General features: G+C 74.0%; 23 protein-coding genes. 11 read left to right on the forward strand and 12 right to left on the reverse strand.

Going from position 1 to position 22,486, the window contains the following annotated elements; translation table 11 throughout:
* Positions 1–179 precede the first annotated feature (179 nt).
* On the forward strand, positions 180–1,370 hold the full coding sequence (locus tag IAI59_RS16140; protein ID WP_207415074.1) for a BaiN/RdsA family NAD(P)/FAD-dependent oxidoreductase: 1,191 nt from the start codon (positions 180–182) through the stop codon (positions 1,368–1,370).
* Positions 1,371–1,564: 194 nt separating this feature from the next.
* Positions 1,565–2,851 (forward strand): polyhydroxyalkanoate depolymerase, encoded by a 1,287-nt coding sequence (locus IAI59_RS16145; RefSeq protein WP_207415073.1) that lies wholly within the window; start codon positions 1,565–1,567, stop codon positions 2,849–2,851.
* Positions 2,852–2,860: 9 nt separating this feature from the next.
* Here IAI59_RS16145 and IAI59_RS16150 read toward each other — a convergent pair whose 3' ends face one another.
* Positions 2,861–3,358, reverse strand: coding sequence for a flavin reductase (locus IAI59_RS16150; protein ID WP_207415072.1), 498 nt, complete (start codon positions 3,356–3,358; stop codon positions 2,861–2,863).
* A 113-nt stretch (positions 3,359–3,471) separates the two neighbouring features.
* On the opposite strand from IAI59_RS16150, the gene IAI59_RS16155 reads away from it, so the two are divergent.
* Positions 3,472–4,170, forward strand: a complete 699-nt coding sequence (locus IAI59_RS16155) for a dienelactone hydrolase family protein (protein ID WP_207415071.1) — start codon at positions 3,472–3,474, stop codon at positions 4,168–4,170.
* 27 nt (positions 4,171–4,197) lie between these two features.
* On the opposite strand, the gene IAI59_RS16160 is transcribed toward IAI59_RS16155, so the two are convergent.
* Entirely contained in the window at positions 4,198–4,800 is a 603-nt protein-coding gene (locus IAI59_RS16160) for a GNAT family N-acetyltransferase (RefSeq protein ID WP_237181148.1), read from the reverse strand.
* A 96-nt stretch (positions 4,801–4,896) separates the two neighbouring features.
* On the opposite strand from IAI59_RS16160, the gene IAI59_RS16165 reads away from it, so the two are divergent.
* Both IAI59_RS16165 and IAI59_RS16170 read left to right on the forward strand, forming a co-directional pair.
* The gene (locus IAI59_RS16165) at positions 4,897–6,042 is read left to right on the forward strand and encodes an alkene reductase (protein ID WP_207415503.1); all 1,146 of its coding nucleotides are present in this window, start codon (positions 4,897–4,899) and stop codon (positions 6,040–6,042) included.
* A gap of 61 nt (positions 6,043–6,103) precedes the next feature.
* Positions 6,104–7,378: a CaiB/BaiF CoA transferase family protein gene (locus tag IAI59_RS16170; protein ID WP_207415070.1), complete on the forward strand. Its 1,275-nt coding sequence runs from the start codon at positions 6,104–6,106 to the stop codon at positions 7,376–7,378.
* Here IAI59_RS16170 and IAI59_RS16175 read toward each other — a convergent pair.
* The 4 genes from IAI59_RS16175 to IAI59_RS16190 all read right to left on the reverse strand — a co-directional run bounded on the left by IAI59_RS16175 (position 7,375) and on the right by IAI59_RS16190 (position 10,554).
* A complete protein-coding gene (locus IAI59_RS16175) occupies positions 7,375–8,901 on the reverse strand; it encodes a methyl-accepting chemotaxis protein (protein ID WP_207415069.1) in 1,527 nt (508 codons plus the stop codon). The two genes, IAI59_RS16170 and IAI59_RS16175, sit on opposite strands and share 4 nt — an antisense overlap.
* A 106-nt stretch (positions 8,902–9,007) precedes the next feature.
* Positions 9,008–9,253 (reverse strand): hypothetical protein, encoded by a 246-nt coding sequence (locus IAI59_RS16180; RefSeq protein ID WP_207415068.1) that lies wholly within the window; start codon positions 9,251–9,253, stop codon positions 9,008–9,010.
* A 246-nt stretch (positions 9,254–9,499) separates the two neighbouring features.
* Complete coding sequence (locus IAI59_RS16185; protein WP_207415067.1) at positions 9,500–9,658, reverse strand: hypothetical protein; 159 nt, start codon at positions 9,656–9,658, stop codon at positions 9,500–9,502.
* 8 nt (positions 9,659–9,666) lie between these two features.
* On the reverse strand, positions 9,667–10,554 hold the full coding sequence (locus IAI59_RS16190; RefSeq protein WP_207443813.1) for a hypothetical protein: 888 nt from the start codon (positions 10,552–10,554) through the stop codon (positions 9,667–9,669).
* A gap of 8 nt (positions 10,555–10,562) precedes the next feature.
* Here IAI59_RS16190 and IAI59_RS16195 point away from each other — a divergent pair, with 8 nt between their 5' ends.
* Positions 10,563–11,498 carry a DUF4214 domain-containing protein gene (locus tag IAI59_RS16195; RefSeq protein ID WP_207415065.1) on the forward strand — a complete coding sequence of 312 codons (936 nt, stop codon included), beginning with the start codon at positions 10,563–10,565 and terminating at the stop codon, positions 11,496–11,498.
* Between the two features lie 80 nt (positions 11,499–11,578).
* Positions 11,579–12,022 (forward strand): hypothetical protein, encoded by a 444-nt coding sequence (locus IAI59_RS16200; RefSeq protein ID WP_207415064.1) that lies wholly within the window; start codon positions 11,579–11,581, stop codon positions 12,020–12,022.
* Between the two features lie 53 nt (positions 12,023–12,075).
* On the opposite strand, the gene IAI59_RS16205 is transcribed toward IAI59_RS16200, so the two are convergent.
* Genes IAI59_RS16205 through hemC form a run of 4 tightly spaced genes read right to left on the reverse strand, consistent with a single transcriptional unit; the run spans position 12,076 to position 16,578 of the window.
* Positions 12,076–13,347 carry a heme biosynthesis HemY N-terminal domain-containing protein gene (locus tag IAI59_RS16205; protein ID WP_207415063.1) on the reverse strand — a complete coding sequence of 424 codons (1,272 nt, stop codon included), beginning with the start codon at positions 13,345–13,347 and terminating at the stop codon, positions 12,076–12,078.
* Positions 13,347–14,741 carry a hypothetical protein gene (locus tag IAI59_RS16210; protein ID WP_207415062.1) on the reverse strand — a complete coding sequence of 465 codons (1,395 nt, stop codon included), beginning with the start codon at positions 14,739–14,741 and terminating at the stop codon, positions 13,347–13,349. Before IAI59_RS16210 ends, IAI59_RS16205 begins: the two co-directional genes overlap by 1 nt.
* A gap of 2 nt (positions 14,742–14,743) precedes the next feature.
* Complete coding sequence (locus IAI59_RS16215; protein ID WP_207415061.1) at positions 14,744–15,496, reverse strand: uroporphyrinogen-III synthase; 753 nt, start codon at positions 15,494–15,496, stop codon at positions 14,744–14,746.
* Between the two features lie 5 nt (positions 15,497–15,501).
* Positions 15,502–16,578 carry a hydroxymethylbilane synthase gene (gene hemC / locus IAI59_RS16220; protein WP_207415060.1) on the reverse strand — a complete coding sequence of 359 codons (1,077 nt, stop codon included), beginning with the start codon at positions 16,576–16,578 and terminating at the stop codon, positions 15,502–15,504.
* 57 nt (positions 16,579–16,635) lie between these two features.
* On the opposite strand from hemC, the gene tsaD reads away from it, so the two are divergent.
* From tsaD to IAI59_RS16240, 4 genes are all read left to right on the forward strand, one after another.
* Positions 16,636–17,700, forward strand: a complete 1,065-nt coding sequence (tsaD, locus tag IAI59_RS16225) for a tRNA (adenosine(37)-N6)-threonylcarbamoyltransferase complex transferase subunit TsaD (RefSeq protein WP_237181149.1) — start codon at positions 16,636–16,638, stop codon at positions 17,698–17,700.
* Complete coding sequence (locus IAI59_RS16230) at positions 17,697–18,524, forward strand: 23S rRNA (adenine(2030)-N(6))-methyltransferase RlmJ (RefSeq protein ID WP_207415058.1); 828 nt, start codon at positions 17,697–17,699, stop codon at positions 18,522–18,524. Before tsaD ends, IAI59_RS16230 begins: the two co-directional genes overlap by 4 nt.
* Positions 18,521–19,504, forward strand: a complete 984-nt coding sequence (locus IAI59_RS16235) for an NAD(P)H-dependent glycerol-3-phosphate dehydrogenase (RefSeq protein WP_207415057.1) — start codon at positions 18,521–18,523, stop codon at positions 19,502–19,504. The genes IAI59_RS16230 and IAI59_RS16235 overlap by 4 nt, the downstream gene beginning before the upstream one ends.
* A gap of 172 nt (positions 19,505–19,676) precedes the next feature.
* Positions 19,677–20,786 carry a THUMP domain-containing class I SAM-dependent RNA methyltransferase gene (locus IAI59_RS16240; protein WP_207415056.1) on the forward strand — a complete coding sequence of 370 codons (1,110 nt, stop codon included), beginning with the start codon at positions 19,677–19,679 and terminating at the stop codon, positions 20,784–20,786.
* 376 nt (positions 20,787–21,162) lie between these two features.
* On the opposite strand, the gene ccmB is transcribed toward IAI59_RS16240, so the two are convergent.
* Together ccmB and ccmA are read right to left on the reverse strand one after the other, a co-directional pair.
* Positions 21,163–21,813 (reverse strand): heme exporter protein CcmB, encoded by a 651-nt coding sequence (gene ccmB, locus IAI59_RS16245; RefSeq protein WP_207415055.1) that lies wholly within the window; start codon positions 21,811–21,813, stop codon positions 21,163–21,165.
* Entirely contained in the window at positions 21,810–22,427 is a 618-nt protein-coding gene (gene ccmA, locus IAI59_RS16250; protein WP_207415054.1) for a heme ABC exporter ATP-binding protein CcmA, read from the reverse strand. Before ccmA ends, ccmB begins: the two co-directional genes overlap by 4 nt.
* Between the last annotated feature and the right edge of the window lie 59 nt (positions 22,428–22,486).

A 22,486-nucleotide genomic window follows, 5' to 3' on the forward strand; every position in this document is an offset into this window, starting at 1 on the left:
GAGTCGACCTTGCGGCGCACTCGCGTGGCCGCTAGACCCCCTGGCTTGAGGTGGTTTCGCGGCATCGGACCGCAGGCCGTTGATCCGCCCGAAAACTTCACCGCAGCCTTTTCCGCGCAGCCTGGCCTCGGCGTTTTGGCCGGCGCCGGGACCACGCCGCCCGGAGCGCCCGCAGCATCATGGAACACGTTGACGCGATCATCCTGGGTGCCGGTGCGGCCGGGCTGATGGCCGCCATCGCGGCCGGCCGGCGCGGCCGCCGGGTAGTGGTGGTAGACCACGCGCCGCAGGTCGGCTCCAAGATCCTGATCTCGGGCGGCGGGCGGTGCAACTTCACCAACACCGGCACGGCGGCGGACCGCTTTCTGTCCGCCAACCCGCGCTTCGCCCGCGCCGCGCTCCACCGCTACAAGCCCAGCGACTTTCTGGCGCTGGTCGAGAAGCACCGCATTCCCTGGCACGAAAAGACGCTGGGGCAGCTGTTCTGCGACAATTCGGCGCGCGACATCGTCGCCATGCTGCTGGCGGAATGCCAGGCGGCAGGCGTCACCATCCGCACCGGCGTGCGCGTGACGGAGGTCAGCAAGCCCGGCCGCTTCCGCGTGGTGGCCAATGGCCGCGAAACCGAGGCGCCGGCGCTGGTGCTGGCCACCGGCGGGCTGTCCATCCCCAAGATGGGCGCCACCGGCTTTTCGCTGGACCTTGCCCGCCGCTTCGGGCTGCCGGTGGTGGAGCCGCGCCCCGGGCTGGTGCCCCTGACCTTTGAAGGCGAGATGCTGGAGCTGATGCGCCCCCTGTCCGGGCTGTCGCTGCCGGCGGTGGCCCGCTTCGGCAAAACGCCGCGGTTCCCGGAAGCGGTGCTGTTCACCCACCGCGGCCTGTCCGGCCCGGCCATCCTGCAGGTGTCTTCCTACTGGCAGCCGGGGCAGGCCTTTTCGCTGGACCTGCTGCCGGGGCAGGACCCGGTGGCGCTGCTGCTGGCGCGCAAGCAGTCCCGCCCCCGGGCCGAGCCGCGCACCGTGCTGGGCGAATTCCTGCCGCAGCGCCTGGCCCAGGCGCTGGGCGGCGCATGGTTCACCGGCACGGAAATGGCCAACCAGCCCGACCGTGCCCTGCGCGCCGCGGGCGAGAAGCTGCGCGCCCTGCCCCTCGCCCCATCCGGCACGGAAGGCTACGCCAAGGCCGAGGTCATGCTGGGCGGCGTCGATACGGCCGTATTGCACCCCGATACGCTGCAGGCCCGATCGGTGCTTGGCCTTTTTGTGGTGGGGGAGGCGGTGGACGTCACCGGCTGGCTCGGTGGCTACAATTTCCAATGGGCCTGGGCCAGCGGTTGGTGCGCGGGCGAAGCAATCCTGCCCGCCGCCTGACACGCGGCAACCGGGACACGGTCGCAACCATTTACACCTCGGTCACGTGTTGCAGCGCAGGATTAGCTCGCGGGAAGGTTAGCTGTCCGATACCTTCCCGGCCGGGCGGCAGGAAGCGGCCAAAACGAGGATGCCCGCCGGGCGTCCCCGGATACCACAGGCGGCACGCACCGTTCAGGAAGGCTCCGGCACCGATGTACTACCAGCTCTACCAGAACCAGGCCGACTTCATGGCGCCGATCCGTGCCGCAGCCCAGGGCATGGGCGGCGTGCTGCGGCAGTTCGACAACGGCGGCCCGGAAAGCTTCGGGGTGCGGCAGTGGCGCGCCTCGCTGGAGTTGCTGGCCAGCACCGGCCTGACCCACAAGCGCCCGCCCTTCGGCTTCACCACCGTGCAGGTCGGCAACGCCGAGGTCGCGGTGGAAGAGGAGGTCGTCGCCTCCACCCCCTTCGGCAACCTGCTGCACTTCAAGAAGGACGTGGCGGTCGCCCAGCCCAAGCTGCTGGTGGTCGCCCCGATGTCCGGCCACTTCGCCACCCTGCTGCGCGGCACGGTGCAGGTGCTGCTGCCGGAAAACGACGTCTACATCACCGACTGGGCCAATGCGCGCGACATCGCCCCCGCCGCCGGCCGCTTCGGCATGGACGAGTTCATCGACCACGTCATCCAGTTCCAGCATGTGCTCGGCCCGGACAGCCACGTGTTGGCGGTGTGCCAGCCCGCCATTCCCGTGCTGGCCGCCGTGGCCGTGATGGCCGAGGACCGCGACCCGGCCACGCCGGCCAGCATGACCCTGATGGCCGGCCCGATCGACACCCGCATCAATCCGACCGAGGTGAACCGGCTGGCGATGGAGCATGAGATCGACTGGTTCGAGCGGAACCTGGTGGACGCCGTGCCCTGGCGCTTCGCGGGCGCGGGCCGCAAGGTCTACCCCGGCATCGCCCAGCTCAGCGCCTTTATCTCCATGAACGTGGAGCGGCACAGCCGCGCCTTCGGCGACTATTACCGCAACATCGTCGGCGGCGATTCCGTGCGGGCCGAGGCGCACCGCAAGTTCTACGACGAATACCTGGCGGTGATGGACCTGCCGGCCGAATTCTACCTGGAAACGGTGCAGCAGGTGTTCCAGGACCACGATCTGGCGCTGGGCCGGATGACCTATCGCGGCCGCCCCGTGCGCCCCGAGGCCATCACCGGCACGCGGCTGCTGACGGTGGAAGCCGGGCGCGACGACATCTGCTCGGTCGGCCAGACGGAAGCGGCGGCGACGCTGTGCAGCAACCTGCCGGCGGCGATGAAGCACCACCACCTGCAGGCCGATGTCGGGCATTACGGCGTGTTCAACGGCCGCCGCTGGGCCAGCGAGATCTATCCGCTGGTGCGCCAGGTGATCGTGCCGGGCTGCGAGCCGGCGACGCCCCCGGCCGAGAAGCAGCTGGCCGTGCCCAAGCCGGTGGACGGCGTCGCCCCCGCCTGAGCCGGCGGTTCAGGCCGCGGTTTCGCCCAACGGGTGGTAGCCGCGGCCCCAGTACATCAGCGCCGAGCTGGGGCCGGTCAGCCGCAGGGCCGCGACCTGCGCGAAGAACACGCTGTGGGTGCCCTTTTCCAGCACCTCGTCCACCCGGCAATCCATCACCACGGCGGCGCCCTGCAGCGTCGGGCAGCCGGTTTCCATGGTGTCCCAGGTGCCGGTTTCGAACCGCTCGGCCACCGAACACTTGGTGGCGCCGGCGAAAACGTTGGACACGTCCTGCTGCCCCGCCGCCAGCACGTTGATGCACACCACGCCGTTGGCCTTGATGATGGCGTTGTTGTCGCTGGTGCGGTTGATGCAGACCAGGATGGTGGCCGGGTCGTCCGTCACGCTGCACACGGCGCTGGCCGTCAGCCCGGCCAGACCGCCGGGGCCCCGGCTGGTGATGACGTTCACGGCGGCACCCAGGCGGGCCATGGCATCGCGGAATTCGGGACGGGTCACGGGCATCGGTCGGCCTCCTGAGGGTCGCTTCCGACATAGACCGGCATGCCGCGGTTGCAAACTTCTGGCGGCCGCGCCGCTTTCGCCTATCCTGCCCCACCACCGCAGGACCATGCCGCATGCCCGAGATCACCATTCCCGCCACCGACGGCAGCGGCAGCTTCAGCGCCTATGTCGCCATGCCGCGCCAAGCCATGGTGGGCGCCGTGGTGCTCATCCAGGAGATCTTCGGCGTCAACCACGCCATGCGCGCCTTGTCCGACTGGGTGGCGGACATGGGCTTCGTCGCCATCTGCCCCGACCTGTTCTGGCGCATCGAGCCCGGCATCCAGCTCACGGACGCCACGCAGGGGGAGATGCAGCAGGCCTTCGCGCTGATGCAACGCTTCGACCAGGACAAGGGGATCGAGGACCTCAAGGCCACGCTGGACACCGCCCGCACCCTGCCCGGCGGCAATGGCCGCGCCGGCACCATGGGCTTCTGCCTGGGCGGGCGGCTGTCCTTTCTGATGGCCACGCGCTCGGATTCCGATGTCAACGTGTCCTATTACGGCGTCGGGCTGGACGGCCTGCTGGACGAGGCCGGCGGCATCCGCGCGCCGCTGCTGCTGCACATCGCCGAGCGCGACCAGTTCGTGTCCGCCACGGCGCGCGAAGCCATCCTGGCCGGCCTGGACGGCAGGCCCGGCGTTGCCGCGCATGTCTACCCGGGCGTGGACCATGCCTTTGCGCGCATGGGCGGCCATTCCTGGGACGGCCGCGCCGCGACCATCGCCAACGGGCGGACGGCGGAGCTGCTGGCCGGCGTGCTGGGCTGACGCGCCCAGGCGGGCCCGCGGCCGGGGCTAGCCGAACCGCGCGGCGATCCAATCCCGCCGCGTCAGCCGGTACAGCACCTGCTGTTGCATGGGGTGCCCGTCCGGCAGGCGGGGATGCGCGAACGACCCGTCCTCCGCCATGCCCAGCTTCCGCATCAGTCCCCAGGAACGGGTGTTCGCGGCCAGGGTGAAGGCCACGATCTCCGGCAGGTCCAGCGGCCCGAAGCCATGCGCCAGCGCGATGCGCGCGGCTTCCTCGGCATAGCCCTGGCCCTGGTGGGCGGTGGCGAAGCGCCAGCCGATCTCCACCGCCGGTGTGAAGCGCGCCTGCCACGGAATCCGCGCCAAGCCACACAGCCCGATGAGGCCCGGCGCCGCGTGCCGCTCCACGGCCCAGAAGCCGAAGCCATGCGCGGCGAAATGCGCCTCCATCCGCGCCAGGAAGCCGTCCGACTCCGCGCGGTCCAGCGGCTGCGGGAAATGCCGCATCACCGCCGGGTCGGCGTTCAGCGCGGCCAGGGGGGCGGCATCCCCCGGCTGCCAGGGGCGCAGGCGCAGGCGGGGTCCCTGCAGGATCGGCGGCTCGTGCTTCATGCCGCCGGCATAGGCCAGCCGGGCACCGACGGCCACTCCGCCCGCATGGCCGCCATCCCGCCAGCAACCCTGGTGCGGCGCAGCACGGCGCCCCACATCACCGCCAACCGAATTTTCCTGGACCCTTCCACCATGCCCGATACCGATCTCCTGTTCACGCCCGTGGCACTGGGCGCCCTGGCCCTCAAGCACCGCGTGGTGATGGCGCCGCTGACCCGCCTGCGCGCCACCCGCCCCGGCGACGTGCCGCAGGCGCTGAACGCCGAGTATTATGGCCAGCGCGCCAGCGACGGCGGCCTGATCGTCACGGAAGCCACCGACATTTCCGAACAGGCCCGCGCCTATCCCGGCGCCCCCGGCATCTATTCCGCCGCGCAGATCGCCGGCTGGCGCCGCATCACGGACGCCGTGCACGCCAAGGGCGGGGTAATCGTGGTGCAGCTGTGGCATGGCGGGCGCGTCTCGCATTCCTCCATGCAGCCGGGCGGCGCGCTGCCCGTGGCACCCTCCGCCGTGCCGGTGTCCGGCATGCGGCACGTGGACACCAACGGCCAGGCGGTCGATTTCGAAACGCCGCGCGCGCTGGAGCTGGAGGAGATCCCGGGCATCGTCGCCAGCTTCGCCCAGGCCGCGCGCAACGCCCGCGAGGCGGGCTTCGACGGCGTGGAGATCCATGGCGCCAACGGCTACCTGCTGGACCAGTTCCTGCAGGACGGCGTGAACCACCGCAGCGATGCCTATGGCGGTGCCATCCCCAACCGCGCCCGACTGCTGGTGGAGGTGGTCGACGCCGTGGCGGGTGCCTGGAGCGCCGACCGCGTGGGCGTGCGCCTGTCCCCCTGGGGCCACTTCAACGGCATGTCGGACAGCGACCCGGGCGCCTTGTTCGACCATGTGGGGCAGGTGCTGGGCCAGCGGGGCCTGGCCTACCTGCACGTGGTGGAGCCGCGCGCCGACCAGACCAGCGACACCAACGCCATCGACGGCTCCGCGCCGGACGCGGCGCTGCGCGTGCGCGCGGCCTTCGGCGGCAAGGTGATCTCGGCCGGCGGCTACGTGCGCGACACGGCGGCGGCGGCGATCGCGGAACACCGCGCCGACGCCATCGCCTTTGGCCGGCTGTTCATCGCCAACCCCGACCTGCCGGAGCGGCTGCGGCGCAACGCGGCGATGAACCGCTACGACCGCGCCAGCTTCTACGGCGGCGCGGCCACCGGCTACACCGACTACCCGGCGCTGGGCGACGCGCCGGCGCAGGACGCCGCGGCGGCCGACTGAGCGCCCCCACCTGTCCCCTGCCCGCCGGATCGCTCTATGCTGGCGGGCAGGAGGACCCAAGATGCCCGATACACCGTTGCCGCCCGCCGCCCCCACCGGACAGGGCCCCGCCGGGCAGGGCCTGGCCCGCTCGCCCGGGGCGCTGGCCGGCCTGAAGGTGGTGGACCTGACCCGCGTGCTGGGCGGCCCCTATGGCACCATGATCCTGGCCGACCACGGCGCCGAGGTCATCAAGATCGAGCCGCCGCAGGGCGACGAGGTGCGCGAATGGGGCCCGCCCTTCCAGCCCGGCCCGGAGGGCGAGCGCGGCGACGCCAGCTACTTCATCGGCGTCAACCGCAACAAGCAGTCGCTGGCGCTGGACCTCGGCCAGCAGGCCGGGCGCGACGTGCTGTTGCGCCTGCTGGAAGACGCCGACGTCCTGATCGAGAACTACAAGCCCGGCGCCATGGAGAAGTGGGGCCTGGGCTACGAGGCCGTGCTGCGCCACCGCTTTCCCGGGCTGGTGCATTGCCGGGTGTCGGGCTTCGGCGCCGACGGGCCACGCGGCGGGCTGCCGGGCTATGACGCCATCATCCAGGCCATGGTCGGGCTGATGTCGATCAACGGCACGCCGGACAGCGGCCCGACCCGCATGGCGACGCCGATCGTCGACCTCGCCACCGGCCTGTATTCCGTGATCGGCATCCTGATGGCGTTGCAGGAGCGGGCGCGCTCCGGCCAGGGGCAGTTCCTGGACATGACGCTGCACGACTGCGGCATGGCGCTGCTGCACCCGCATGCCGCCAACTTCCTGCTCAACGGCAAGCGGCCGCAGCCCACGGGCAACCCGCACCCCAACATCTCGCCCTATTCGGCCTTCCGCACCGCGACGGGGCAGATCTTCGTGGCCTGCGGCAACGACCCGGCCTTTCGCAAGCTCTGCGCCTTTCTGGAACTGCCGGAGCTGCCGGACGACCCGCGCTTTCGCAGCAACGGCGACCGCGTGACCAACCGCGCGGCGCTGACCGCCATCATCGAGGACAAGCTGGCGGCGGTGGACGGCCACGCCTTCTGCGACCGGCTGCTGGCCATCGGCCTGCCCGCCGGCCCGGTGCTGGCGGTGGACGAGGCCCTGGCCGAGCCGCACACCGCGCACCGCGAGATGGTGACGGAGCTGGATGGCTTCCGCGCGCTGGGCACGCCCATCAAGCTGTCCCGCACCCCGGGCGGCACCCGCGCACCGCCGCCGCGCTTCAACCAGCACGGCGCCGAGGTCCTGGCCCGCCACGGCTTCACGCCCGAGCAGATCGCGGCGCTGGAACGCGACGGCGTGGTGGTCGCCCAGCGCCGCTAGACGGCGCGCGCCAGCCCCAGAAAGCGGTCCACGCCCGCGCGCAGCCCGTTGGCCTGGTCCCTGACCAGCAGGGCGGCGTCGGACGCGGATTGCGCGGCCTCGCCGCTGCCGGCGGCCGCGTCCCGCACCGCCGCCGTTTCGCGCGACACGGCGGCGGCGGCCTCGGCAGCGCCGGCGATGTTGCGAGCGATCTCCTGCGTGGCGCTGCCCTGCTGGTCCACCGCCGCGGCGATGGCGGCGGCGGCCTGGTCGATCTCGGCCACCACCATGCCGATGGAGCGGATGGCTTCCACCGCCAGCCCGGTGGCGCCCTGGATGGCGCCCACCTGCTGGCCGATCTCCTCGGTCGCCCGTGCGGTCTGGCTGGCCAGCGACTTCACCTCGCTGGCGACCACGGCGAAGCCCTTGCCGGCCTCGCCGGCGCGGGCCGCCTCGATCGTCGCGTTCAGGGCCAGCAGGTTGGTTTGCCCGGCGATGTCGGCGATCAGCCGCACCACCTCGCCGATCTTGCCGGCGGTCTCGGCCAAGTCGCGCACCGTGCGGTCGGTGCGCTCGGTTTCCGCCACGGCGCGGCGCGACACCTCGGTGGCGCGGCCCACCTGCCGGGTGATCTCGTTGATGGAAGCGCCGAGCTGCTCGGTCGCCACGGCCGCCGCCTGGGCGTTGCCGGCCGCGCCCTCGGACGCCGCGGCCAGCGTGCCGCTCAGCCGCCGCCCGTCCTCGGCCGCGCCGCGCATCTGGCCGGCGGTGCCGCCCAGCCGGTCCGCCGCATGGCGCAGCCCGTCCAGCAACACGGCCGCGTCGTCGCCGAAGCCGGACACCAGCGCGTCCAGCCGCTGCGCCCGGGCCGGGTCGGCCGGTTGTTCGGCCGGGGCCGGCGGGCGGGCCTCCATGCGGGTCTGGTAGCTGTCCATCGCCCGCGCCAGGGCGCCGATCTCGTCGGGCCGCTGCCGCGCCGGCAGGGCCACCCCGGCTTCGCCGCCGGCCATGCGCTGCAACGCGGCTGTCAGCTGCACCACCGGCCGGCGCAGCTGCGCCGCCAGGGCCAGCCCGGCGCCCAGCAGCAGGGCGGCGAGCACCAGCGCGCCCCCCAGCAGAACCAGGGGCGTGGCTTGGGCGGCGGCGATGCCGGGAGCGGCGGCGGCCAGGACCGCATCCCGCATGCGCGCCTGCGCCCCGAGCAGTTCCGCCAGCGCCTCGGCCGGCTGCCGGGGCGCGGCGGCGAGGTAGGCGGCCCAGGCCTGCTGCCAGGGGGCGGGTGCCTGTTCCAGCAGGGCGGTGCCGGCGGCGGCGAGGCGCGCCGCGTCCTCCGGGCGGGGCGGCACGGCCGCCAGGGCCGCGTGGTGCCGCGCCGCGGTGTCCGCCAGGGTGGCGAGCCGGGCCATGGCCGGCAGGCTTTCGCCCCCCAGCCGCGACACCGCCTGCCGCGCGGCGCCAAGCCGCTGCTCCGCCATGCCCGCCAGCCCGGCGAGCCCCAGCAGCAGAAGAACCAGGGCGGCGGTGATGCGCAGGCGCAACGACATGGGCGGGCGGCTCCGGTGATGAAGCGGCATCATGGCGGGGAAACCGTGAAGATTCGGTTGACCCCGCCGCAGGGCGCCCGCTGAGGCACAGACTTCCAGGCTTTGTTCACCATTCCGGCCCCACCTCCCCCGCCAGCGCAAAGGGAAGGGGCGCGGCGATGGCCAACCCGCTGGCGACCGGCACGGTGCCCGACAGCATCCTGGAGAATGGCCGGCCGGGGGACTGGCAGGCCGAGCTGCTGCTGTCCGATGCCGCCGGCGCGCTGGACGTGGCGCTGACCGGCGATGCCGCCAGCCGCTTCGCCGCGCGGCTCGACACGGCACGCGGCGTGGTGGTGATCACGCCGGCCATGGCGCTGGACCGGGAAGCCTTCGCCGCCGGCGCCGACCCGCTGCTGCAATTCGGGCTGGCGGTGCGCTTCGCCGACGGCTGGCTCGACACCGGCCAAAGCTGGTCCGTAAGGCTACAGGGGGTGGACGATACGCCGCCCCAGAAGCTGGTGTTCAGCAGCGGCGGCACGGTGCTGGAAACCGATGCCGGCGCCGAGATCGGTGCCTTGCAGGCCAGCGACCCGGACAGCGCCGCCAGCGCGCTGACCTACAGCGTGGTGTGGCCGGATTCGGCGTGGTTCGAGATCGTGGGCCGCACGCTGAAGCTGCGCGACGGCGTGGATCTGCTGCGCGAAGGCGGCACCACGCGCGCCGTGCTGGTGGAGGTCAGCGACGGGCGGCAAAGCGCAGCGTTCAGCGTCAACATCAAGATCCTCAATGTGACGACGGAGGACGACACACCCGCGCCCCCGCCCGTGGCACCGCCGCCAGCACCCCCGCCGCCGCCGCCGCCGCCGCCGGAACTTCCGCCGCCTGCGCCACCGCCACCCGCGCCACCGCCGCCGCCTGCGCCACCACCACCCGTGCCGCCACCACCCGTGCCACCGCCGCCGGTACCCCCGCCGCCTGCGCCACCGCCGCCGGCACCCCCGCCGCCGGTACCGCCGCCGCCTGCGCCACCACCACCCGTGCCACCGCCGCCGGCACCCCCGCCGCCTGCGCCGCCACCACCCGTGTCACCGCCACCACCCGTGTCACCGCCACCCGCGCCACCGCCGCCGGCACCCCCGCCGCCTGCGCCGCCACTACCCGTGCCACCGCCGCCTGCACCGCCACCACCCGTGCCACCGCCGCCGGTACCCCCGCCGCCGGCACCCCCGCCGCCTGCGCCGCCACTACCCGTGCCACCGCCGCCTGCACCGCCACCACCCGTGCCACCGCCGCCGGTACCCCCGCCGCCCGCGCCACCGCCACCCGCGCCGCCATCACCCGTGCCACCACCACCCGCGCCACCGCCACCCGCGCCGCCATCACCCATGCCACCGCCACCCGCGCCACCGCCGCCGGTACCCCCGCCGCCCGCGCCACCGCCACCCGCGCCGCCATCACCCGTGCCACCACCACCCGCGCCACCGCCACCCGCGCCACCGCCGCCGGTACCCCCGCCGCCCGCGCCACCGCCACCCGCGCCGCCATCACCCGTGCCACCACCACCCGCGCCACCGCCACCCGCGCCGCCATCACCCGTGCCACCGCCGCCGGCACCCCCGCCACCTGCGCCGCCACCACCCGTGCCACCGCCGCCGCCTGCGCCAACGCCACCGGTTCCTTTGCACGTCGGCGAGTCGCATCTCGGCTTCACGCAGGAGTCAGCAGCCATTGCCAGCACCCTCCGCTTTGTGTGGGAAGCCGAGCGCATCAGTACGAATGACAACCATGCCACGCAGATCGTCATGCCTGGGGGCGACAGCGTTTGGATCGGTCCCGTGGCGCGCATCGCCTTCGCCAACGGCGCCATCGAGTTCGCCGGACAGTCGCACGCGGCCGAGATCGTCCGCCTTTACGCCACGGTGCTGGGGCGCGAGCCGGACAGCGAGGGGCTGGTGTTCTGGCACGAGCACACGCAGCACGGGCTCAGCCTGACCCAGATGGCACAGGGCTTCCTCAACAGCCCGGAATTCACCAGCCGCTTCGGCGGGCTGAGCAACGAGGCGCTGGTGCTGAACCTGTACCGCGAGGCGCTCGGTCGCGCGCCCGACGCGCAGGGCATGGCCTTTCAGCTGGATGCGCTGCAGCACGGGCTCAGCCGTGCGCAGTTGTTCGCCAATTTCGTGGCCAGCCCCGAGGCCGCCCAGCGCTTCGAGGTCCTGCATCCACATGGCGTCTGGGTGCGGGACGCCGAGGCGACCCAGGTGGCCATGGCCTATGACGCGGTGTTCGATCGCGCCCCGGACCCCACCGGGATGGCGTTCTGGACAGCAAAGCTCGCCAGCGGCGAACTGGACATGCGGGGCATGGTGGAGGGCATCGCCAACAGCGCGGAATTCCAGGCCCGCCATGCCGGGGAAACCGATGCCGAATACGTCGCCTCCATCTACCGCAGCGCGCTGGAACGCGAGCCGGAGGCGGGCGGCCTGAAGTTCTGGGTGGACCTGCTGGCGCAGCACACGCTGGACCGCATCGACGTGGTGATGCTGATCGGCGTGTCGGAAGAGCAAAAGGCGCAGTTCCTGCAACACCCGCATGGCGACGCCTTTCTGGGATGACCCGGCGCGAGGATTGACTTGCGAGCCATTCGCAGAAGCGTCAGCCTGGACCTGCCCGCCATCCCGGGGAGAATGCTGCCATGGCGACTCACGGCCTGCCCACCTGGCCCTGGACCGATGCCGAAACCGAGGAGCTGCCCGCCGCCGAGGCGTTGCTGCTGGATGCCATGCGCCGCTGGGAGCAGGCGGCGGACCGGGGCGAGCCACCCCGGCCGGCTGCCCGCTGGCCGCTGGTCACCGCCGACGCGGCGGGCGCCGCGGCACCGCTGGATGCCATGCTGCGGGCGGCCGGCGCGCGGCGCTTCGTGATCAGCGGTCCCGCCGCGCCGCGCCTGGCGGGGCAGGAGCCGGCGCTGCTGCTGGCCTGCGCGCTGGCGCAGCGCGGCCCGCGGCGCGAAGCATTGGCCGCGTTTCTGCGCCTGCTGCCGGCCGCCGATGCGCAGGCGGCGCTGGCCCGCGCCGTGCTGCTGGGGGCGGAACTGCGCCGCGCCGGACTGCTGCTGGCGCATCCGCTGCGCGGCTGACACAAAAAAGGGGGCCCGAAGGCCCCCCGTTTCCGCCGCGCAACCGGTGCCGCTCAGGCGGTGGTCAGGATGCGGCCCGGGCCGCGCTGCCAAGTCACCGTGCCGGCGGTGCCGCAGCCGTCGCACACCGGCACCCAGCGCGCATGCACCTTGCCGCAATGGCCACAGCGCCAGCGCGGCTCGGACGGGGCCGCCGTCGCGGCACGCAGCCAGCGGGCCTCGGCCGTGCGGGCCACGGGGCTGTCGCCGTGCTCCACCTGCTCCAGCTCCACCAGCAGCAGATAGGCGCGGGCGTCGGCGGTGCCGTCGTTGACCAGCGACTCCAGCTCCGCCCGCGCCCGGCCGGTCAGCGAGCCGGCCAGGGCGGTGCGCGCCAGCAGCAGCCGGCTTTCCGGATCAGCGCGGTTGCCCTGCACCAGCGTCTCGGCCAGCTTGACGCGCTCCAGCGGCTCGGCCTCGCGCGCCAGGTAGGCGTCGGCCAGGTCGGGGTTGGGGGCCGCCGCCCAGGCCTGCTCCAGCACCGCGCGCGCCTTGCGGTCGGCACCGGCCGCCTGCAGCCGGGCGGCATGCGCCAGGGCGGCGGGGGCGAAGCCGTGGTCGGCCGCGAAGGCTTGCTTTTCCAGCTCGGCGGCCTGGGCCGCGTCCGGCTCCTGCTCCGCGGCGGCCAGCGCCAGCTGCGCCCGGCTGGCGCCGGGGGCGGCCAGCGACAGCGCCTCGCGCCAGTCCTGGGTGCGCAGCGCCAGCGCGGCACGCTCCTCGCGCAGCCAGGCGGCGCCGGGCTGGGCGGCCTCGGCCTCGCGCGCCAGTCGCTGCGCCTCGGGCCAGTCCTGCTTCTGGATGGCCTGCCGCAGCAGCCCGCGCAGGCCCAGGAACCGGGCATCGTCGCGCGCGGCCAGGGCGCGGAAGGCTTCCGCCGCGCCTTCCTCGCTGCCCGCGATGCGCTCGGCCTCGGCGGCCAGCAGCAGCACCTGCGGGCGGTCGCCCAGCAGCTTGCGGGCGTTGCGCACTTCCAGCCGCGCCGTGTCGGCGGTGCCGGCGGCCAGCGCCACCAGGGCGCGGGTCAGCGCGGCCTCGCCCTTGTCGCGGTCCTTCGCCTCGCGCTTGGCGCGCAGGCGGGCGGGCAGCCGGCGCAGGGCGCGCCAGGCGGTCAGCAACCCGTGCAGCACCACGAACAGCACCAGCAGCGTCAGCAGCATCACCGGCAAATCCAGGCCGATGAAGGTGTCGCCGAAGCGCACCTCCACCGTGCCGCCCAGGCGCATCAGCGCCCAGGCGATGCCGACAACGACAACGCAAAGAAGAAGAAGCTTGAGCGCGCGCAGCATCAGCCCTGCCCTCGCGGCGCGATCAGCTCGGCCAGCGCGGCGCGGGCGGCAACCAGCCCGCGCGCCTGCTTCAGCCACTCCTCCATCGGCCCGCGCGCGCTGGGCGGCAGGGCCTCGACCTTCTGCACGGCGCCGGCCAGGTCGCCGGCGTCCAGCGCCTGTCGGGCGCCTTCCAACGCGCCGCTGGCACTGTCGCCCCACACGGTCTGGTCGCCCCGGCGCACGGTGACGAGGTTGGACAGCCGCGTGGCGGCGGCTTCCAGCACGCCCTGCCCGCCGGTCTGCGGCTCGGACGCCGCGCGGGCGGCACGGGCCGCCTCGTCAAAGGACAGGCGGAGCTGCGCGGCGGTCGGCGGTGCCGCCGTGGCATAGGCGGCCAGGGCCGGCGGCACCGTGCCCGGCAGCCCGGCCAGCGAGGCGCCCAGCGGCCGGCCGGCTTCCAGCGCGGTGGTCACAGCGGTGGAGGCCACCAGCCGGTTCAGCCGCTGCTCGGCGGCGTTGAGCCGCTGCTCGCGGCTTTCCAGCGCGGCCAGCCGCGCGTCGTCCTTGCTTTGCTGCTGGGCGGCGGCGTCCTGCATGGCCTTGATGGCGGCATCCGCGCGGTCGCGCTGCGCCTGCACGGCGGCATCCATGCGCTGCTGCAGGCTGTCGCGCAGCCCGTCCAGCCGCTGCTGCTGCGCGGAGTCGATGGCCGCCAGCTTGGGGGCCAGCGCCGCCTCGGACGCCGCGACGCGCTGGGCCAGCTGCGCCTCGGCGCCGGTGATGCGCTGGGACAGGGCCTGCTCGGCCTCGCCGATGCGGGCCTCGACGCGCTGCTGCACGCCGGCCTGGGCGGCCTGCTGCTTGCTCAGCTCCTGCTGCAGGGCCTGCACGGCGTCGGGCTTCACGGCGTTGTTCTGCGCCGCCTCGACCCCGCCCAGCCGCTGGTCCAGCCGCTGCAACTGCGGCGGCAGGGCGCCGCCGGCCTGTTCCAGCCGCTCCAGGCGGGTGTTCAGCGCGGCGACCTGTGCGGCATCCACCGGCGGGCCGGACGGGCGGCCGGCGTACACCAGCCCGGCGGCGACCAGCACCACGACGGCGGCGCCGGCCACCACGGGCACGCCGATCCGCAGCCGGCGGTCATGCGCTGAGTCTGTGCTGGCGGCGGGCGCCGCTTGGCTGCGGGGGGGCGTGGGTCCGGCCGGGATCTCGCGGCTGGGCATCGCCTCGGCCTTGGGCGCCGCGGCGGGCGTGGCCGGGATGTGCTCGGCCGTCACGTCCTCGGCCGGCGGCACCTCGGGCCTCGGCGTGGCGGCGGGTGCCGCGTCGGCCGGCTGCGCGGCGCGAAAGCGCCCGCCGCCATTGCCGCCCTTGCCGGCGTTGCGCCCGGGGCCGTCCTTCGGCGTGTCGCTCATCTCTAATCTGCCCCTCGTCGTCTGGCCCTCGCGGCCGGTGGGGGCGCCGGGCCCAGCAGGGCCAGCAGCGCCGTCGGTTCGGGCGTGGGGGTAGCACGGATCTCCTGCCAGGACAGTCCCGACAGTGCCGCTGCAATCCGCGCCGAAAGCGCCAACGCGGCCACGCGACCGGCGGTTTCCGCCAGCCCCTCGCGCCGCAGCAATCCCGTGGTGACGCCGGCCGAGCGCGGCGAGAAAAACAGTGCGGCGCGCACCTCGCCCACGCGCCAGGCGGCCACCACCCCGGCGGGCAGGGCTTCGGCCGGGCAGGCGGCGTAGACCACGCGGCGCCGCACCCGGAAGCCCCGTTCACGCAACGCCAGCGCCAGGGCCGCGCCATAGCCCTGCCCCACCGCCAGCAGCAGCGGCAAGCCGCGCGGGTCCAGCGTGGCGGCGGCCCGGGCGGCCAGCGCGGCGGCATCGCCCGCCGCCGCCTCGACCCGCGTGAAGCCGGCGGCGCGGGCTTCCTCAGCCGTGCCGGGGCCCACCGCCAGCACGGGCGTGTGGCGCGCCACCGGCGCCACGGCGCGGGCGGCGGCGCGGCTGGCCAGCAGCAGCGCCTGGGCGGGCCGCTCCAGCCCGCCCGGCGGCGGCAGGGGGCGCAGCACCAGGGCGGGCGCCAGCAGCGGCCGCCAGCCCAGCGCCCGCACGGCGCGCGCCGTTTCGGTGCCGCCGGGCTCCGGCCGCGTGATCAGCACGGCGTCCGCCGCCGCCATGGCGGTCAGGCGATGAAGATGTCGGCGGGGCTGTCGGCGCGCAGGCTGTCGCCCAGCTCCAGCCCGATGCGCTCGGCATCCGCCACCGCGCCGTGCAGCGAGCGCTTCAGGAGAAAGGAGCCGTCCGGGCGCGCCACCAGCCCGGTCAGGATCAGCTGGCCGTCCGGCAGCAGCCGGGCGTGGCCGCCGATCGGCGTGCGGCAGGAGCCGTCCAGCGCCGCCAGCAGCGCCCGCTCGGCGCGCGACACGGCACGGGCTTCCTGGTCCTCGATGCCGGCCAGCAGCTCGTGCAGCTCCAGGTCGGATTCGCGCACCGTGACGCCGACGATGCCCTGGCCGGCGGCCGGCACCATGGCTTCCGGGCTGATCACCACGGAGGCACGCTCGGCCATGCCCAGGCGCTTCAGCCCGGCCAGGGCCAGCAGGGTGGCATCCGCCTCCCCCGCCGCCAGCTTGGCGAGGCGCGAGCCGACATTGCCGCGGATCATGCCGACCCGCAGGTCCGGCCGCGCATGCAGCAGCTGCGCCTGGCGCCTGAGGCTGGCGGTGCCGATCAGCGCGCCCACCGGCAGGGCGCCGAAGGGGTCCGCCGCGTCCGGCACGCCGCATTGCGGGCCGAGGATCAGCGCGTCCCGCGCGTCTTCCCGCCGCAGGGTGCAGGCCAGCACGATGCCGGGTGGCATCTCGGTTTCCAGGTCCTTCAGGCTGTGCACGGCGAAGTCGATCCGCCGGTCCAACAGGGCCTCGTGGATTTCCTTGGCGAACAGGCCCTTGCCGCCGATATCCGCCAGCCGCTGGTCCTGGATGCGGTCGCCGGAGGTGGCGATCACATGTTCCTCGAAGGCGTTGACGTTGCGCAGCACGGGGCAGAACCGCGTCACGAGGTCCAGAAAGGTGCGGGTCTGCCACAGGGCGAGCGGCGAGCCCCGCGTGCCCACGCGCAACGGCAGCGAGCGCCGCGCATGCGGGGCCATGGCGGTGGCTTCGGTGCCGGTTCGCAGGTCGGCGGGGGCGGCGCAGACCTGCGGATAAGCGAAGTCGCCCGCCGCGGCAGACGGCGATGCGGGGTGGGCAAGGGACATGGCGCGCGTCATAGAACCGCCACACCCGATGGGGAAGGCAGAATAAGGATGCGTGGCGTGGGGTTGGACAATTGGTCCAGGGCGGGGTGGTCCCATGGGGGCGGGCCGGTGCTGGGGCTGGAGGCGAGCTGCGACGAGACGGCGGCCGCCGTGCTGGCGCCCGACGGCACCATCCTGGCCGAGGCCGTGCGCTCCCAGCTGGCCGAGCACACCCCCTTCGGCGGCGTGGTGCCGGAGATCGCCGCCCGCGCCCACCTGGCCCACCTGCCGGCGCTGACCGCCAAGGTGCTGGCGGAGGCGGGCATCGCGGCCGCCGACCTGGGCGGCATCGCCGCCACCTCCGGCCCCGGGCTGATCGGCGGGCTGATCGTCGGCGCCACCTTCGGCAAGGGCATGGCCATCGCGCTGGACAAGCCCTTCGTGGCGGTGAATCACCTGGAAGGGCACGCGCTGACGGCGCGCATCCCCGGCATGGTGCCGGGCGGCGTGGAATTCCCCTTTCTCCTGCTGCTGCTGTCCGGCGGCCACTGCCAGTGCGTGGCGGTGGAGGGGCTCGGCCGCTACCGCCGCCTCGGCTCCACGCTGGACGACGCGGTGGGCGAGGCCTTCGACAAATCCGCCAAGCTGCTCGGCCTGCCCTGGCCCGGCGGCCCGGCGCTGGAAGCCCTGGCCCGGACCGGCGACCCGAAGCGCTTTCCCCTGCCCCGGCCGATGCTGCGCCGCCCGGGCTGCGACTTCTCCTTCAGCGGCCTCAAGACCGCCGTGGCCCAGACGGTGCCCAAGCTGGCCAGTGACCAGGACCGCGCCGACCTCGCCGCCGCCTTTCAATACGTGGTCGCCGCCGTGCTGGCGGACCGCGCCTCCAACGCGCTGGGCATGATGCCGGGCGCCACCGCCATGGTGGTGGCCGGCGGCGTCGCCGCCAACCAGGGCGTGCGCGCCGCGCTGCACGGCGTGGCGGAAGCGCACGGGCTGCCGCTGGTGGCGCCCCCCATCCGGCTGTGCACGGACAATGCCGTGATGATCGCCTGGGCGGGGATCGAGCGCCTGCGCGCCGGCCTGTCCGACCCCCTCGACCACGCGCCCCGGCCCCGCTGGCCGCTGGCGGAGCTATCTGCATGAACTACCGCCACGCCTTTCACGCCGGCAACTTCGCCGACTGCATGAAGCACGCGCTGCTGCTGCGGCTGCTGACGCGGCTCGCCGCCAAGGACAAGCCGTTCCGGGTTCTGGACACCCATGCCGGCATCGGCCTCTACGACGTCTCGGCCAGCGAGGCCGAGCGCACCGGCGAATGGCAGCGCGGCGTCGGCCGGCTGCTGGAGATCGAGACGGGCCCGCTGGCGGAATGGCTGGCCCTGCTGAAGCGCGCCGGCTTTCCGCCCCGCTACCCCGGCAGCCCCAGCCTGACCCGCATGGTGCTGCGCCCCGAGGACCGGCTGGTCTTGTGCGAGCTGCACGAGCAGGACTTCACGACGCTGCGCGCGCTGTTCCGCGGCGACCCGCAGGTGGCCGTGCACCGGCGCGACGGCTGGGAAGCGCTGACCGCGCTCACGCCCTTTCCCGAAAAGCGCGGGCTGGTGCTGGTGGACCCGCCCTTCGAGAAGGAAGGCGAGTTCGAGCGCATGGCCGCCGGCATCGCCGCCTGCGCCCACCGCTTCCGCGCCGGCGTGCAGGCCGCCTGGTACCCGATCAAGCACCGCACCCCCGTGCGCGCCTTCCACACCGCGCTGGCCGAAAGCGGCGTGCGCGACATCATCGCCTGCGAGTTCTGGCTGCGCGAGCCGACCGACCCGCAGCGGTTGAACGGCTGCGGGCTGATCGTCGTCAACCCGCCCTGGAAGTTCGAGGAGGAAGCGCGCGAGATCCTCGCCGCCCTGGTGCAGAACCTGGGCGACGACGAGCGTGGCCAGGGCATCGCCGTCACGCGGATCGCCGCCGAATGAGCCGGGTCGCCGTGATCGGCGCCGGGGCCTGGGGCACCGCGCTGGCGATCCAGGCGGTGCGCGCCGGCGCGGGGGCCACGCTTTGGGCACGCGACCACGGCCGCGCCGGCGCCATGCAAGCGACGCGCGACAATGCCGCCCACCTGCCCGGCGTGGCCTTGCCGGACGGGCTGCGCGTCACCGCCGATGCGGCCGAGGCGCTGGATGGCGCGACGCTGGCGCTGCTGGTGGTGCCGGCGCAGCATCTCGGCACCGTGCTCAGCACGCTGCCCGCGCTGCCGCCCGTGCTGATCGCCGCCAAGGGCGTGGAGCTCGGCACCCTGCGCCTGCCGCTGGAGGTGTTGCTGGACGCCCGCCCGGGCCTCGCCGCCGGCGTGCTGTCCGGCCCCAACTTCGCGCGCGAGGTGGCGATGGGCCTGCCCGCCGCCGCCGTGGTCGCCAGCACCGACGCGGCGCTGCGCGACGACGCGGCGCACCGCCTGTCCAACGCCTCCTTCCGCCTTTATGGCCAGGACGACCCGGTGGGTGCCGAGGTCGGGGGCGCGGCCAAGAACGTCATCGCCATCGCCGCCGGCGCGGTGATCGGCGCCGGGCTGGGCGAGAACGCCCGCGCCGCGCTGGTGACGCGCGGCCTGGCCGAGATCGGGCGCCTTGCCGTGGCGCTGGGCGGCAAGGCGGAAACGGTGGCGGGCCTGTCCGGCCTGGGCGACCTGCTGCTGACCTGCACGGGTGGCAGCAGCCGCAACTTCTCGCTCGGCGTGGCGCTGGGCCAGGGCCGCGCGCTGGCCGACATCCTGGCCGAGCGCAACAGCGTGACCGAAGGCGTGGCCACCGCCCCCGCCCTGCTGGCCCGCGCGGCCCGGGCGGGGGTGGCCATGCCCATCACCGCCGCCGTCGCCGCCGTGCTGGCGGGAAAGGCCGACGTGGCAGGAGCCGTGCGCCAACTGATGGCGCGGCCGTTGCGGCAGGAGGGCGCGTGATGGCCGGCGTGGCAGGAAGGTCGCGGAAAGAATTTCCCGAGCCCCTTCTTTTTCCTGTTCTATTTTCGGCCGTGCCCGCTGGCCGCTTCTGCGCTGAAGACAAACAGAAAAAAGATGGGGTTTCAGGGGAATTCCTTCCCCTGACCTTTTCCCCCGCCCCGGACATACGCCCATGACCCCCGGCTTCGAGATCTTCCTGGCCGGCGTTCCCGGCTTGGAATCCGCTTTGTTCGAGGAGGTGCGCGGCAAGGGCTTCAAGCAGCCGAAGCTGGTGCCCGGCGGCGTGACCATCCGTGGCGGCTGGCCGGAGGTGTGGCGCGCCAATCTGTGGATCCGGGGCGGCAGCCGGGTGCTGGCGCGCGTCGCCAGCTTCCGCGCCGTGCATTTCGCGCAGTTGGACGAGCGCGCCCGCGCCGTGCCCTGGGCCACGCTGCTGCGGCCGGACGTGCCATTCCGCGTCGAGGCGACCTGCGCCGGCTCCCGCCTGTATCATTCCGACGCCGTGGCCCAGCGGGTCGAGACGGCGATCCGCGACACGCTGGGCGCGCAGCCGGCGCCGGATGCCGGGGTGGTGGTGCGGGTCAGGCTGGAAAACGACCTTTGCACCCTCAGCCTGGATACCTCGGGCGAACTGCTGCACAAGCGCGGCTACAAGGAGGCCGTGGCCCGCGCGCCGATGCGCGAAACGCTGGCGGCGCTGTTCCTGCGGGAATGCGGCTTTGAGGGCAACGAGCCGGTGCTGGACCCCATGTGCGGCTCCGGCACCTTCGTGATCGAGGCCGCCGAGATCGCCGCCCGGTTGAATCCCGGCCGCCACCGCCACTTCGCCTTTGAGCAGCTGGCGGGCTTCGACGATGCCGCCTGGCAGGCGATGCGCGCCGTGCGCAGCGCGCGCGAGCCCGCCGCCCGGTGCTACGGCAGCGACCGAGACGCCGGCGCCATCGCCATGGCGCGGGCCAATGCCGAGCGCGCGGGCGTCGGCGGCCAGACCGAGTTCCATCACCGTGCCATCAGCGATGTCACGCCGCCCGAGGGGCCGCCCGGGCTGGTCATCGTGAACCCACCCTACGGCACCCGCATCGGCGACAAGGCGCAGCTGGCCAACCTGTACCGCGCCCTGGGGCGGGTGCTGCTGGAACGCTTCGCCGGCTGGCGCGCCGGCATCGTCACCAGCGACCCGGCGCTGGCCTATGCGACCACCCTGCCCTTTCTGCCCAAGGGGCCGCCGGTGCCGCATGGCGGGCTGCGGATCTCGCTGTACCGGACGGGGGTGCTGGGCTGACCGCCAGGCGAAAGCAGGGTTCTTTTTTGGAAAAAAGAACCAAAAAACTTTTGCCAATCTGGCGTGGTGTCAGGAGTTCCGCGCTGCGCCGCTGACAAACAAAGTCTTTTTGCTTCTTTTTCTTCAGAAAAAGAAGACGCTCCGCTTGCAATGCTTCTCCACCCGGCCCCGGTAATGGAACCCGCTACCGCAGCAGCAGCGCCACCGCAGCCACTAGCAGCGGGGCCAGCAGGGCGTGCATCAGCCCCGTGCCGGCACCGCGGACTTCGACAGGGCGCCGAGGATCAGGGCGAGGAGCCCGGCGTAGAAGGCGGTCCGGGCGGGGCAGGTCATGCGGCCCATGCCTGCAAAGGCCGGGCGGCCTGCCCAGCGTGCTTCAATCCGCTCGCAGCGCGGCGCCAGCCGCCAGCGGCGCCAGCGGCAGCGCCGCCGCCACCAGGGCGCCCAGCAGCAGCACAAAGGGCCGGGCCGCCACGCCGCTGGCCGCCGCCTCGATCGCGGCGGCGCCGAAGATCATGGCTGGAATGGCCAGCGGCAGCACCAGCAGCGGCAGCAGCACGCCGCCCCGCCGGGCGCCCAGCGTCAGCGCCGCGCCGGCGGTGCCGAGCAGGGACAGGAACAGCGTGGCCAGCCCCAGCACCAGCGTGGCGGCGCCCCAGGCGGGGGTGGGCAGGTTCAGCATGGCGCAGGCCACGGGGCTGGCCAGCAGCAGCGGCCCGCCGGTGGTGAGCCAGTGCGCCAGGGCCTTGACCAGGGCGATCTGCGGGCCGGACAGGCCGGACAAGAGCAACTGGTCCAGCGATCCGTCCTCGGCCTCGGCGGCGAACAGGCGGTCCAGCGGCAGCAGGGCGGCCAGCAGGGCGCTGGCCAGCAGGGCGCCGGGGGCGAGCCGCGCCAGCGTGTCCGGCGCCGGGCCGACGCCAAAGGGAAACAGGGCGCAGACCAGCAGAAAAAATAGCATGGCCGCCAGGGTGTCCCCCGGGTGCCGCGCCGCGAGCCGCCATTCGCGGGCCAGCAGGGCGATCACGCGCCGACACCCGGCGAAGCGGCGTCCAGCCGCAGCTCGCGCGCCCCGGGCAGCGGCAGGTCGACGTGGGTGGCGGCCAGCACCATGCCGCCGCGGGCGCGGTGGGCGGCGAGCAAGGCGCCGAAGCGCCCGATGCTGGCGGCGTCCAGCCCGACGCTCGGCTCATCCAGCAGCCACAGCGGCACGGGGGCCAGCGCCAGGCGGGCCAGGGCGGCGCGGCGCTTCTGGCCGGCGGACAGCATGCGCGCGGGCAGCGGCGCCAGTTCCTCCAGCCCCACGGCGGCCAGCGCCTCCGCCACCGATCCGCCCCACAGCGCGGCCCAGAAGCCCAGGTTCTCAGCCAGCGTCAGGCCGGGCTTCAGGGCGTCGGCATGCGCGAGGTAGCGCAGGCGGGCGGCATGGGCCGGGCGGTCGGCCAGGGCATCGGCGCCATCCCACAGCAGCCGGCCCTCGGCGGGGGGCACCAGCCCGGCCAACAGGCGCAGCAGGGTGGACTTGCCGGCGCCGTTGGGGCCGGTCAGCAGCAAGGCCTCGCCCGGCGCACAGCCGAAGCCCAGCCCCGCGAAGACCACCCGTTCCCCGCGCACCGCCGCCAGTTCCACCGCCTGCAACATGCCACCCCCGCCCCGGGTCCTCATAGACCGGTAAAGGCTGGCGTGTAATAAGCGGGCCG

Origin of the sequence: Roseomonas haemaphysalidis (genome assembly GCF_017355405.1) — a bacterium.
In the GTDB taxonomy this organism is placed as follows: Bacteria; Pseudomonadota; Alphaproteobacteria; order Acetobacterales; family Acetobacteraceae; genus Pseudoroseomonas; species Pseudoroseomonas haemaphysalidis.

What these genes read in the sequence shown, in the direction of transcription:
- IAI59_RS16205 (WP_207415063.1), bottom strand. Translation starts at nt 13,347, where the DNA reads ATGCTGCGCGCGCTCAAGCTTCTTCTTCTTTGCGTTGTCGTTGTCGGC.
- IAI59_RS16215 (WP_207415061.1), bottom strand. Translation starts at nt 15,496, where the DNA reads ATGGCGGCGGCGGACGCCGTGCTGATCACGCGGCCGGAGCCCGGCGGC.
- IAI59_RS16165 (WP_207415503.1), top strand. Translation starts at nt 4,897, where the DNA reads ATGCCCGATACCGATCTCCTGTTCACGCCCGTGGCACTGGGCGCCCTG.
- IAI59_RS16235 (WP_207415057.1), top strand. Translation starts at nt 18,521, where the DNA reads ATGAGCCGGGTCGCCGTGATCGGCGCCGGGGCCTGGGGCACCGCGCTG.
- IAI59_RS16145 (WP_207415073.1), top strand. Translation starts at nt 1,565, where the DNA reads ATGTACTACCAGCTCTACCAGAACCAGGCCGACTTCATGGCGCCGATC.
- IAI59_RS16210 (WP_207415062.1), bottom strand. Translation starts at nt 14,741, where the DNA reads ATGAGCGACACGCCGAAGGACGGCCCCGGGCGCAACGCCGGCAAGGGC.
- IAI59_RS16230 (WP_207415058.1), top strand. Translation starts at nt 17,697, where the DNA reads ATGAACTACCGCCACGCCTTTCACGCCGGCAACTTCGCCGACTGCATG.
- IAI59_RS16140 (WP_207415074.1), top strand. Translation starts at nt 180, where the DNA reads ATGGAACACGTTGACGCGATCATCCTGGGTGCCGGTGCGGCCGGGCTG.
- IAI59_RS16240 (WP_207415056.1), top strand. Translation starts at nt 19,677, where the DNA reads ATGACCCCCGGCTTCGAGATCTTCCTGGCCGGCGTTCCCGGCTTGGAA.
- ccmA (WP_207415054.1), bottom strand. Translation starts at nt 22,427, where the DNA reads ATGTTGCAGGCGGTGGAACTGGCGGCGGTGCGCGGGGAACGGGTGGTC.
- hemC (WP_207415060.1), bottom strand. Translation starts at nt 16,578, where the DNA reads ATGTCCCTTGCCCACCCCGCATCGCCGTCTGCCGCGGCGGGCGACTTC.
- IAI59_RS16200 (WP_207415064.1), top strand. Translation starts at nt 11,579, where the DNA reads ATGGCGACTCACGGCCTGCCCACCTGGCCCTGGACCGATGCCGAAACC.
- IAI59_RS16185 (WP_207415067.1), bottom strand. Translation starts at nt 9,658, where the DNA reads ATGTTGACGCTGAACGCTGCGCTTTGCCGCCCGTCGCTGACCTCCACC.
- IAI59_RS16170 (WP_207415070.1), top strand. Translation starts at nt 6,104, where the DNA reads ATGCCCGATACACCGTTGCCGCCCGCCGCCCCCACCGGACAGGGCCCC.
- IAI59_RS16155 (WP_207415071.1), top strand. Translation starts at nt 3,472, where the DNA reads ATGCCCGAGATCACCATTCCCGCCACCGACGGCAGCGGCAGCTTCAGC.
- IAI59_RS16180 (WP_207415068.1), bottom strand. Translation starts at nt 9,253, where the DNA reads ATGGCCGGCGTGATCACCACCACGCCGCGTGCCGTGTCGAGCCGCGCG.
- IAI59_RS16150 (WP_207415072.1), bottom strand. Translation starts at nt 3,358, where the DNA reads ATGCCCGTGACCCGTCCCGAATTCCGCGATGCCATGGCCCGCCTGGGT.
- IAI59_RS16175 (WP_207415069.1), bottom strand. Translation starts at nt 8,901, where the DNA reads ATGTCGTTGCGCCTGCGCATCACCGCCGCCCTGGTTCTTCTGCTGCTG.